Raw genomic sequence first — 9,939 nt, 5'->3', positions numbered from 1 at the left:
TGTTGAGTTCTCAAAGAACAACCACACACCATCCGAAAGCCCTACACCGTAGGGCCCCCGTCCGGGGCAACCGCTCTAAATTACCCGGTCGCACCTTCGCTGTCAATCTCGCATTCGAGGTGATCAACTTGGCTCGACCGATCCACGCCGACGCACGCCGTTTCCGGCGGTCGTTACTGTCGTGGGTTCCGGCGGACCGGCCGGCACCGCTCTCGCGGCCACCCGCCCGGCTCCCTGCCGGCCTTCGCACTCTACCCGGTCGGCTTCGCGATCGCAACTCCGTGTTTTCCCGGAATCTCTCGCACCACCCGGATCCTCAGTCTGGCTCGGCGTCTCCGCCACCAGCCTGGCGCCCGCTCTCGGCCGGTTTGTCCGGCCTCCCGCTTGCAGAGAGAAAGTTACGCGGACGGGCCCGAGAAGGCAAATCAAAGTTGATCACTGTGTTTGCCGGCACCCGCCGGATACCCGACGGCGGCAGATAGCAATCGAGGCGGGTCACGGGCGGCCCAACCGTGCCAGAGTGTCTGACATGGATGACGTGTCGCGGTTCCCGGCGGCGACGCTCGCCGAGGAAGCCCTGCTCGGCCTGCTCCTGCCGTTCTGGCAACTGGTCATCGGAGGCTTCGTGCTCTTCGTCGTCCTGGCGTCGGTGAGACGCCTGGCTCGACGCGGTCCCTCCCGGATGACGACGGCGCTGGTGGTCACCGCCCTGGCGATCGCCGGCCTCACCGTGGTCGGCGTACTGCTCGAGAGCTGATCCGGCTCAGAGCCGACGGTTGGCGAGGCTGGGCAGCTCGGCACGGATCGCCCGCAGCCGTTCGAGGTCCAGGTCGGTCACCGCGAGGCCCGGCCCGTCGGGGACCTGGCTGAGCACCGTCCCCCACGGGTCCACCACCATGCTGCGCCCGAAGCAGGTCCGGCCCGGCTCGTGGTCACCGGTCTGGCCGGCGGCGGCTACGAAACACTGGTTCTCGATCGCCCGTGCCCGGAGCAGGACCTCCCAGTGGTCCCGGCCCGTGTGCATCATGAACGCGGCGGGCACCACCAGGAGTTCGGCACCCCCGCGGGTGGCCAACTGGCGGTAGAGCTCGGGGAAGCGCAGGTCGTAGCAGATCGAGAGGCCGACCCGCAGGCCCTCGACGTCGACCACCACCGGCTGATCACCCGGGGAGACCGTCGCCGACTCCAGGTACGACACCCGGCCGGGGATCTCCACGTCGTACAGGTGGATCTTGCGATAGCTGGCGGCGAGCGTGCCGGTGCGGTCGAAGACCAGCGAGGTGTTCCAGGTGTGGTCCGGGTCCGGCCCGGCCTCGTGGAACGAACCGGCGATCACCCACATGCCGAGCCGGCGGGCGACCACCGCGAAGAACTCCCCCACCACCCCGTCGACCGGCTCGGCCGGCGGCATCCGATCGGCGCGGCCGAGGTAGTCGACGTACTCCGGGAGAACGGCGAGGTCAGCACCGGCCGCGGCAGCCCTGACCAGCAGGGCCTCGGCGGCGGCAAGGTTCGCCGCCCGGTCGTCGCGGGCGTTGAGCTGGCAGACGGCGACGCGCATGCGCCTCAGCGTACGGACGGCAGGCGGCCGGCGACAGGGCTCACCGGTAGCGCTCGGGGCCGGGGGTCAGGCGGACTTCTCCTCGCGGTCCCGACGGGCCCGGCGGCCGGTGAACTCGCGGGGCACGATGGTCGGGTTGACGTTCTCCAGGACCACCTCGCGGGTGATCAGCACCCGCGCGGCGTCCGGGTTGCTTGGCACCTCGTACATCACGGAGAGCAGGACCTCCTCCATGATCGCGCGAAGGCCGCGGGCACCGGTGCCGCGGAGCATGGCCTGGTCGGCGATGGCCTCCAGCGCGGGCGGCTCGAACTCCAGCTCGACGCCGTCCAGCTCGAAGAGGCGCTGGTACTGCCGGACCAGCGCGTTGCGCGGCTCGGTGAGGATCCGCACCAGGGCGCTGCGATCGAGGCTGCGCACGTTGGTGATCACCGGGAGCCGGCCGATGAACTCGGGGATCAGGCCGAACTTGAGCATGTCCTCCGGCATGACCTGGCTGAAGATGTCGTCGGTCGACCGCTCGGAGACCGAGCGGAGCCGGGCGCCGAAGCCGGTGCCGCCGGAGCCGGTGCGCGTCTCGATGATCTGGTCGAGCCCGGCGAAGGCACCACCGCAGATGAACAGCACGTTGGTGGTGTCGATCTGGATGAACTCCTGGTGCGGGTGCTTGCGCCCGCCCTGCGGCGGCACGTTGGCCACAGTGCCCTCGAGCATCTTCAGCAGCGCCTGCTGCACGCCCTCGCCGGAGACGTCCCGGGTGATCGACGGGTTCTCCGACTTGCGGGCGATCTTGTCGACCTCGTCGATGTAGATGATCCCGGTCTCGGCGCGCTTGATGTCGTAGTCGGCCGCCTGGATCAGCTTGAGGAGGATGTTCTCCACGTCCTCGCCGACGTACCCCGCCTCGGTGAGGGCGGTCGCGTCGGCGATCGCGAACGGGACGTTGAGCATCCGGGCCAGGGTCTGCGCCAGGTGGGTCTTGCCACAGCCGGTGGGGCCGAGCAGCAGGATGTTGGACTTGGCCAGCTCGACACCGTCAGTGCCCGAGCCCGGCGCGCCGGCCGCCTCGGCCTGGATCCGCTTGTAGTGGTTGTAGACCGCGACGGCGAGCGCCTTCTTGGCCTGCTCCTGGCCGACGACGTAGTTGTCGAGGAACTGGCAGATCTCCATCGGCTTGGGAAGCTCTTCCCACTTCACCTCGCCGGACTCGGCCAGCTCCTCCTCAATGATCTCGTTGCAGAGATCGATGCACTCGTCGCAGATGTAGACGCCTGGGCCCGCGATGAGCTTCTTGACCTGCTTCTGCGACTTGCCACAGAAGGAGCATTTGAGTAGGTCGCCGCCGTCACCGATCCGTGCCACCTACGTTCTCCCTGCACTCGTCGGCCGGAGCGCCGGCCCTGACCTGCGGGCGTCGGGCGCCCGTCCGTCTCTGTCGTCCCACCCGCCGGTCCGACCCTGCGAAGCGGTACAGACCCGACGTTACCCGCTGGGGGAGGTTTCTCCGACCCCCAAAACGGGTGTGTCAGAGGTCGGCCAGGAAGCACGCTCCCCGGCCAACCTCCGACCCAGCACAGCTCAGCTCGCGGCCTGCGCCGCCAACAGACCCTTCTTGCGACTGGTCAGAATGGTGTCGACCAGCCCGTACTCCTTGGCCTCCTCGGCCGTCATGATCTTGTCGCGATCGATGTCCTTGCGGACCTGCTCGACCGGGCGGTCGCAGTGCTGCGAGAGCATCGTCTCCAGCTGCGTCCGCATCCGCAGGATCTCCCGGGCCTGGATCTCGATGTCCGAGCCCTGGCCGTAGCCGCCCTCGGTGGCCGGCTGGTGGATGATGATCCGGGAGTTGGGCAGCGCCATCCGCTTGCCCGGAGTGCCCGCGGAGAGCAACACCGCCGCCGCGCTGGCCGCCTGACCGAGGCAGACAGTCGAGATGTCCGGCCGGACGTACTGCATGGTGTCGTAGATCGCCGTCATGGCGGTGAAAGAGCCGCCGGGCGAGTTGATGTACATGATGATGTCGCGGTCCGGGTCGGTGCCCTCGAGCGTCAGCAGCTGGGCCATCACGTCGTTGGCCGAGGCGTCGTCCACCTGCACGCCGAGGAAGATGATCCGGTCCTCGAAGAGCTTGTTGTACGGGTTGGACTCCTTCATCCCGTACGACGTGCGCTCGACGAACGACGGCAGGACGTAGCGGTTGTGCACGGCCGCGAACTGGGGCGGCAGGCTCAGGTCGGTCATCGTCAGCTCCTCGATCAGCTCAGGGTCCCGGCGCCTTCCGGAACCTGGGCGGCTCCGGTGATCACCTTGTCGATGAAGCCGTAGTCCATGGCCTCCTGGGCGGTGAACCAGCGGTCGCGGTCCGAGTCCGCCTCGATCTGGGCCTGGGTCTGGCCGGTGTGGAAGGCAACCCGCTCCTGGAACATGCGCTTCGTGTAGAGCATCTGCTCCGCCTGGATCGCGATGTCGGCGGCGGTGCCACCCACGCCGCCGGACGGCTGGTGCATCATGATCCGCGCGTGCGGCAGCGCGTAGCGCTTGCCCTTGGTGCCCGCGCAGAGCAGCAGCTGGCCCATCGAGGCCGCCATGCCCATCGCCACGGTCGACACGTCGTTGTCGATGAACTGCATGGTGTCGTAGATCGCCATGCCCGAGTAGACCGAGCCACCCGGCGAGTTGATCCAGAGGTTGATGTCGCGGTCCGGGTCCTCCGCCGCGAGCAGCAGGAGCTGCGCGCAGATGCGGTTGGCGACCTGGTCGGTCACCTCGCTGCCCAGGAAGACGATCCGCTCCTTGAGCAACCGGTTGTAGACCGAGTCGTCGAGGTTGCCAATGTTGTCGCCACCACGGGCCTCGATCGCCCGGAGCGGCTTCGCTGGGATGTGCATGTCGGTCATGGCAGCCCTTCGCTCTCCGTACCGTCCTACCCGACACTAACCGCTCAGCCGGGGGGCGTACTCCCGGTCGGGGCACTGTTCGCTCTCAGCGCAGCTGGGCTCAAGGCGTACCCCGGAAAGGGTTTCGGCCGCCGTCCAGCGCGCAGCGAGGGACGGCGGCCGACACCCGACGATCAGTGCTCGTGGTTGTGCTCGGCCTCGCTCTCGGCGCGCAGCGCGTCGAGGGTGACCTCGTTGCCGGCCGAGTCCTTGATCTTGATCTTCTCCATCACCGAGGCGAGTGCCTTGCCCCGGCGGACGTCACCGAAGACGGCCGCGGCGGCGCCGGAGCGGACCAGCTGGTCGTAGTACTGCTGCGGGGCCATGCCGGCACGCTGGGCGCGGTGGACGATCTCGTGGCCGAACTCGTCGTCGGAGACCTGGACGTCCTCGGCGTCGGCGAGCGTGTCCAGCAGGAGCTGGATCTTGACGCCGTCGGTCGCCGCCTCGGCGAGCTCGGTGTCGATCTGCTCCTCGGTCTTCTCCTCGGCGGCGAGGTACTCCTCCAGCGAGGCGCCGATGCGCTCGAGCTGGTCGACCATGGCGGCCTTGCGGCTCGCGACCTCTTCGCGGACGACACCCTCCGGCGCCGGCACCTCGGCGGCGGCGACCATCTGCTCGAGGGCCTTGTCGCGGGCGGCGTAGATCTGCTCGACCTTCTTGCCCCGGGTGACCCGCTCGCGCACGTCGTCGCGCAGCTCCTCGATGGTGTCGAACTCGCTGGCCAGCTGGGCGAAGTCGTCGTTGAGCTCGGGCAGCTCCTTCTCCTTGACCGTGCGGACGGTCACCGCCACGTCGGCGTCCTGGCCGGCGTAGTCGCCGCCGACGAGCTGGGTGGAGAAGGTGGTGCTATCGCCGGCGGCCAGGCCGACCAGGGCCTCGTCCAGGCCGGGCAGGAGCTGCTTGCTGCCGACCTCGTGCGAGATGTTGCTCGCCTGCCCGCCCGGCACCTCCTCGCCGTCGACGGTGGCGTTCAGGTCGATCTGGACAAAGTCGCCCTCCTGGGCGGCCCGCTCGACGGTCTTCAGCGTGGCGAACCGATCGCGGAGGTTGTTGACCTGCTCGTCGAGCTCGCTGTCGGCGACCTGGAGCTCATCCACGGTCACCTCGATCGAGGCCGGATCCGGCAGGATGATCTCCGGGCGGACGTCGACCTCGGCGGTGAAGTTGAGTGAGTCACCGTCGGCGAACTCGGTGATCTCGACCTCGGGGCGACCGAGGGTCTTCAGGTCGTGCTCGCGGACCGCGGCGAGGATGTTCTGCGGGATGGCCTCCTGCACCGCCTCGTTGAGCACGGTGCCCCGGCCCACCCGCTGGTCGATGACCGCAGTGGGAACCTTGCCCCGGCGGAAGCCGGGAACCTGGACCTGCTGGCCGATCTCCCGGTACGCCTTCTTGAGGCTCGGCTCGAGCTCGACGAACGGCACCTCGATGGCGAGCCGCACGCGCGTCGGGCTCAGAGTCTCGACGGTGCTCTTCACAGGCGTACTCCTTGACGGATCTCGGTTGAAGCTGGGCGTGATTTCGCGCATCGAGTGTAGGCGAACCGGCCTGCTGCATCGGCAGCGCCCGGGTACCGCGCGGAAAAAACGGCGGTTCCCGGACGACCCAGCCGCGAACGACAGTCGGGGTGGCGGGATTTGAACCCACGGCCCCTCGCTCCCAAAGCGAGTGCGCTACCAAGCTGCGCCACACCCCGTGGCGACGAGAAGTGTATGCCGTCCGCCCCCGACTGAGGGCCACCGGGGCGCGCCGAGCCTCGCAGATGCCCTTCGGAGACCCCTCGGAGGCCCCGCAGAGGCGGCATTTACGGCGAAAGAGTGGCCTCGGGGCACCGGAAGGCCACACTTTCGGTGAAGTTGTACGGATCTTGAGGGCGCGGCGACCCGAGCCGGCACGCGGTACGGGGCTGCGCGTCCGGTTCCGGGATTGGGTACGCTGTCGGACGCGCCCCTCGACAGGGGGGTGCCTGCGGGCGTAGCTCAATGGCAGAGCTTCAGTCTTCCAAACTGACGGTGCGGGTTCGATTCCCGTCGCCCGCTCCAACCACGAAGGCCCAGGTAGACCGCACGATAGCGGCACCTGGGCCTTCCACATCTCCCCCATGTTGGATCTTGCGTGCCATCCGCGTGCCATTCAGCGGCGGCGTCGGCTCTTACCGGCGATGCGGCGGTCCATCGCGGAGGCGATCTCGCGGTCCCGCTCGCTGGTGGCGTGCTGGTAGATCAGGGCGGCGCGCATGGTGGCGTGTCCCATGCGGTGCATGAGCTCTCGCGTGCTGGCCCCAGACGCGGCGGCGAGGGTGTTGCCGGTGTGTCGCAGGTCGTGGAAGTGGAAACCAGCCAGGCCCACCGAGGCGACGGCCTTGGTCCACTTGACGGCCCGACCGAAGTTGCCGGAACGCAGCGGTGCACCCTTCGCCCCGGTGAAGATCAGCGCGTCCGGACCGTCCTCGACGTGCTCGGCCAAGTGCTCGCGCAGGGACTCAACCGCAGCCGCAGGCAGCGCGACGACACGAACGCCGGCAGCGGATTTCGGCGGCCCGTACTCCAGACGATCCTTCAGCGCGGCGAGCTTGCGGGGCACTCGCACGGTTGCGGCGTCGAGGTCGACATCGCAACGGCGCAGGGCAGCCAGCTCTCCCCACCGCAGACCCGAGAGGGCAGCGACGATGATGAGCGCGGCGAAGCGGGCCGGCATGGCGTCGGCCAGGGCGTAGACCTGGACGATGGTGGCGGTGGGCCGTTCCGGGGTGTGGTAGCGGTCATAGCCCTTGATCCGGCACGGGTTCTGCCGAAGGATCTCGTCCTCCCGCACGGCCGTGTTGAGGATCGCCCGCAGCAGGCAGTACGCCTTGACCGCCTGGGGCTCCGGAGTGCCGCCGCTGAGCAGCTTGCCGCGCCAAGTCCGGATGGTCGCCGGCTTGATGGCGGCCAGGGCGAGGTGCCCGAGGTGCGGCCCGATGTGTAGGGCGAACAGGTACTCATAGAGCTGGCGGGTACGCGGGGCGAGACGTCGCTCCCCGATCCATCGGTCCCCGTAGTCCGACAGCAGAATCTCCCCCGCCTCCGGAGGCACCCATTCCCCCCGCAGGATCTCCGAATCCACGAGCGTGAGCCACTTCTCGGCCTGGCGCTGGGTGGCGAACGTCTGCGGAGCGGTCCGCATCACGCCGTCCGGGCCCAGATAGCGAGCCTGCCAACGGCCCGAGGGCAGCTTGCGGACGTTGCCGAAACGACGCCGACGCTTGGCGCCCGTCATCAGGCCACCGCCCCAAGCTGGCGTCGAAGCTCCGCCCGCGAGGTCGGCACCACCCGATTGGCCTCGATGTAGGCGGCCACCGCAGCAGGCTCGAACCGTACGAGACGGCCCACCTTGACGTAGGCAATGCGCCGCTCAGCCACAAGCCGGCGGACGAAGCGAGGTGTCGCGCGGAGGCGAGCAGCTACCTCGCAGGGAGTCAGCAAGTCATCCGTCATGGTCGGGGCTCCTCGCCACTCGTGGGGCTCGGGTCAGTTGCCGAAACATCGGGCGGGTCGACGGCCCGTCTTGCGGCGTCGAGTTGCGCCCGCCATTGGATGCGTTCGGAGATGGCGCGTAGGACGCGGTGGCCGAGGGGTGGGACGTCGGGGTCGGTGGGTTTGGCGAGTTCCCAGGCGTGCCGGACGGTGTCGGAGCCGGCCGGGGCGGTGGTGGCGTCGGTGGTGACGCCGAGCAGTGCCTTGACCCATTCGCGGCGGTCGGCGCGGTGGTCGGTGAGGGTTTTGCCGGACCATTGGCGGGAGATGAGGACGCGCCGGCCGCCGATGCCGAGGGTTTCCCGCTTGTGGACCTTGTTCTTGCAGTTGCCCGGCTTCAACCCAGGCCGGGCCTTCTTGGGCTGGACGCCGTAGAGCAGCCAGTTCGCGCACCGCTCCGAACACGGCGTGTGCCGCAGCTCAGCCCAGAGCCGTTCCAAGTGAGCACGCTGCCGGCCGGTGGTCACGTCGTGGCAGTCGGCGGCCTGCTTGGTGAGGTACTTGGTGATGTAGCCGACGCACCGATCCGCGTCCTTGGTGCCGGCGAGGACGCCCTTGGCGTCGACCTGGGTACCGAAGCGGACGACGTGAACCGGTTCGGCGTCGGGGTCGGCGTCGACCAGGTCCAGGGCGTCATCCCACGACGGCAGCAGCTCACCCGAGTCCGGGTCGGTGTAGCCGCCCGCATCGGCATCCCACTGCGGCGCCCTCCCCGGCTCGTAGACCAGCTGGTCAACCGGTGGCCACCACACCTGGTGATACGTGGCAGCGGCAACCTGACGGACCAGTGCCCGAGGGATGGTGCCGCGTATCGCGAAGTGCGCGTGAGGGGCCAGCCGGCGTTGCGGCTCGACCGCTCCGGCGTATTGGGCGTTCCAGCCGACCGCGCGGCGCAGGTTTTGCCAGAACCTGTCGAGGAGGCGGGGGAAGTGCACGGCATCCCAGGCGGCCCGCCGGTAGTCGTAGGCGTCCGGGTCGAGCGGTGTCCCGTCGGAGTGCACCCGGCCGTAGGAGCCGAGGGTGAGGGTCAGGAACATCGACGGCCGGAACACCTGCCCGCCATGCCCTTCGTAGGTGCGCCCGAGGGTGCGGTTGTCGACGGGCAGGCGGGGCAGGTCCGGGGCATCTTGCCGCCGCTTGGTGGAGCGGACCCGGCGCTTGCCGTCGCTGTCGTCCTGGTCGTCGCTGGCGTGGGGCGGGGCGGGGCGGCCCCGGAGTCCTTCGGTGGTGATCTGGGCTTCCAGTTCCCCGATGGCGTCGTCCAGGTCCGCGACCTGATCCCATTCCGAGGCCCGAGCGGCCTCATCACGGGCGAACTCAAGATGAGCCCGAGCCACGATCAGGCCGCGTTGCGCGTCGGTGGCCGGTTGGGGGCCGGGGTCGGGTTCGTCGGTACGGTGCCAGCCCTCCCGGATCTGCTGCTGCCGCAGCCGCCGGGCACGGGTGGCGCACGCCGGGCACTTCGCTTCCTGGGTGGCCCCGCAGGGCATGTCGATGACCTCGGTCAGACCCGAGTCGAGATCAGTGCGGCGGAGGCTGACGGGGCGGGTGCAGACGCCGTAGTCGGCCGCCAGATCCTTCACCACGTCGACGGATCGGGGCATGAGCATCCGGGCGGCCCGGGAGCCCGGCCTCGGTTCCACCGGGGTGGCGGGGTCGAGGCCGGGCAGCGTCGGGGCGATCGTCATCGGCCCACCTCCACCGAGGCGAGATCCCGGACCCGAACGGCCGGACGGGGGTCGGCGGTCGCGTGGTCATCTCGCCGGGCGTTGAAAACCGCCACACCGGCCCGGGTGCTCTTGGCCCGGTACATCGCGGCATCAGCGGCGGCGAGGGTGGCGGCGAGACCGGACGGGCTGGCGGGGGCGAGGCCGATGCTGGCGGTCACCGACACGACGGCACCGGAGGGCAGCCGGACCGGGGT

The 9,939-nt window shown here is 69.3% G+C and carries 9 protein-coding genes, 2 tRNA genes and 1 pseudogene; 2 read left to right on the top strand and 10 right to left on the bottom strand.

The window, feature by feature from the left end; translation table 11 throughout:
* Nucleotides 1–529: 529 nt before the first annotated feature.
* Nucleotides 530–757: a hypothetical protein gene (locus ACNAW0_RS29120; RefSeq protein WP_416291239.1), complete on the top strand. Its 228-nt coding sequence runs from the start codon at nucleotides 530–532 to the stop codon at nucleotides 755–757.
* A gap of 6 nt (nucleotides 758–763) precedes the next feature.
* Here the strand turns inward: ACNAW0_RS29120 and ACNAW0_RS29115 are convergent, their stop codons facing one another.
* From ACNAW0_RS29115 to ACNAW0_RS29090, 6 genes are all read right to left on the bottom strand, one after another.
* Nucleotides 764–1,561, bottom strand: a complete 798-nt coding sequence (locus ACNAW0_RS29115; RefSeq protein WP_416291238.1) for a carbon-nitrogen hydrolase family protein — start codon at nucleotides 1,559–1,561, stop codon at nucleotides 764–766.
* Between the two features lie 66 nt (nucleotides 1,562–1,627).
* Nucleotides 1,628–2,923, bottom strand: coding sequence for an ATP-dependent Clp protease ATP-binding subunit ClpX (gene clpX / locus ACNAW0_RS29110; RefSeq protein WP_416291237.1), 1,296 nt, complete (start codon nucleotides 2,921–2,923; stop codon nucleotides 1,628–1,630).
* A 216-nt stretch (nucleotides 2,924–3,139) separates the two neighbouring features.
* Complete coding sequence (locus tag ACNAW0_RS29105; RefSeq protein WP_416291236.1) at nucleotides 3,140–3,802, bottom strand: ATP-dependent Clp protease proteolytic subunit; 663 nt, start codon at nucleotides 3,800–3,802, stop codon at nucleotides 3,140–3,142.
* 14 nt (nucleotides 3,803–3,816) lie between these two features.
* Nucleotides 3,817–4,458 carry an ATP-dependent Clp protease proteolytic subunit gene (locus ACNAW0_RS29100; RefSeq protein WP_091123621.1) on the bottom strand — a complete coding sequence of 214 codons (642 nt, stop codon included), beginning with the start codon at nucleotides 4,456–4,458 and terminating at the stop codon, nucleotides 3,817–3,819.
* 173 nt (nucleotides 4,459–4,631) lie between these two features.
* Nucleotides 4,632–5,978, bottom strand: coding sequence for a trigger factor (gene tig / locus ACNAW0_RS29095; protein ID WP_416291235.1), 1,347 nt, complete (start codon nucleotides 5,976–5,978; stop codon nucleotides 4,632–4,634).
* Between the two features lie 144 nt (nucleotides 5,979–6,122).
* Nucleotides 6,123–6,196, bottom strand: a tRNA-Pro gene (locus ACNAW0_RS29090).
* Between the two features lie 272 nt (nucleotides 6,197–6,468).
* Between ACNAW0_RS29090 and ACNAW0_RS29085 the strand changes: the two genes are divergently transcribed.
* Nucleotides 6,469–6,542: transfer RNA gene (locus ACNAW0_RS29085), tRNA-Gly, on the top strand.
* Between the two features lie 91 nt (nucleotides 6,543–6,633).
* Here ACNAW0_RS29085 and ACNAW0_RS29080 read toward each other — a convergent pair.
* From ACNAW0_RS29080 to ACNAW0_RS29065, 4 genes and pseudogenes are all read right to left on the bottom strand, one after another.
* On the bottom strand, nucleotides 6,634–7,758 hold the full coding sequence (locus ACNAW0_RS29080) for a tyrosine-type recombinase/integrase (RefSeq protein ID WP_416291233.1): 1,125 nt from the start codon (nucleotides 7,756–7,758) through the stop codon (nucleotides 6,634–6,636).
* A complete protein-coding gene (locus ACNAW0_RS29075) occupies nucleotides 7,758–7,976 on the bottom strand; it encodes a helix-turn-helix domain-containing protein (RefSeq protein WP_416291232.1) in 219 nt (72 codons plus the stop codon). The genes ACNAW0_RS29080 and ACNAW0_RS29075 overlap by 1 nt, the downstream gene beginning before the upstream one ends.
* On the bottom strand, nucleotides 7,973–9,703 hold the full coding sequence (locus tag ACNAW0_RS29070) for a replication initiator (RefSeq protein ID WP_416291231.1): 1,731 nt from the start codon (nucleotides 9,701–9,703) through the stop codon (nucleotides 7,973–7,975). The genes ACNAW0_RS29075 and ACNAW0_RS29070 overlap by 4 nt, the downstream gene beginning before the upstream one ends.
* Nucleotides 9,700–9,939, bottom strand: a pseudogene (locus ACNAW0_RS29065) (GGDEF domain-containing protein); the annotation flags it as partial. The gene ACNAW0_RS29070 and the pseudogene ACNAW0_RS29065, both read right to left, overlap by 4 nt.

The sequence above is a fragment of the Micromonospora sp. SL1-18 genome (assembly GCF_047921505.1).
Taxonomy (GTDB): Bacteria; Actinomycetota; Actinomycetes; order Mycobacteriales; family Micromonosporaceae; genus Micromonospora.
The sequence above is the reverse complement of the archived record's forward strand: the minus strand, read 5'-3'. Positions and strand labels throughout refer to the sequence as shown.

Bases quoted from the DNA above. Each gene is read 5' to 3' on its own strand.
- ACNAW0_RS29120 (WP_416291239.1), top strand. From the start codon at position 530: ATGGATGACGTGTCGCGGTTCCCGGCGGCGACGCTCGCCGAGGAAGCC.
- ACNAW0_RS29115 (WP_416291238.1), bottom strand. From the start codon at position 1,561: ATGCGCGTCGCCGTCTGCCAGCTCAACGCCCGCGACGACCGGGCGGCG.
- ACNAW0_RS29105 (WP_416291236.1), bottom strand. From the start codon at position 3,802: ATGACCGACCTGAGCCTGCCGCCCCAGTTCGCGGCCGTGCACAACCGC.
- ACNAW0_RS29100 (WP_091123621.1), bottom strand. From the start codon at position 4,458: ATGACCGACATGCACATCCCAGCGAAGCCGCTCCGGGCGATCGAGGCC.
- ACNAW0_RS29080 (WP_416291233.1), bottom strand. From the start codon at position 7,758: ATGACGGGCGCCAAGCGTCGGCGTCGTTTCGGCAACGTCCGCAAGCTG.
- ACNAW0_RS29075 (WP_416291232.1), bottom strand. From the start codon at position 7,976: ATGACGGATGACTTGCTGACTCCCTGCGAGGTAGCTGCTCGCCTCCGC.
- ACNAW0_RS29070 (WP_416291231.1), bottom strand. From the start codon at position 9,703: ATGACGATCGCCCCGACGCTGCCCGGCCTCGACCCCGCCACCCCGGTG.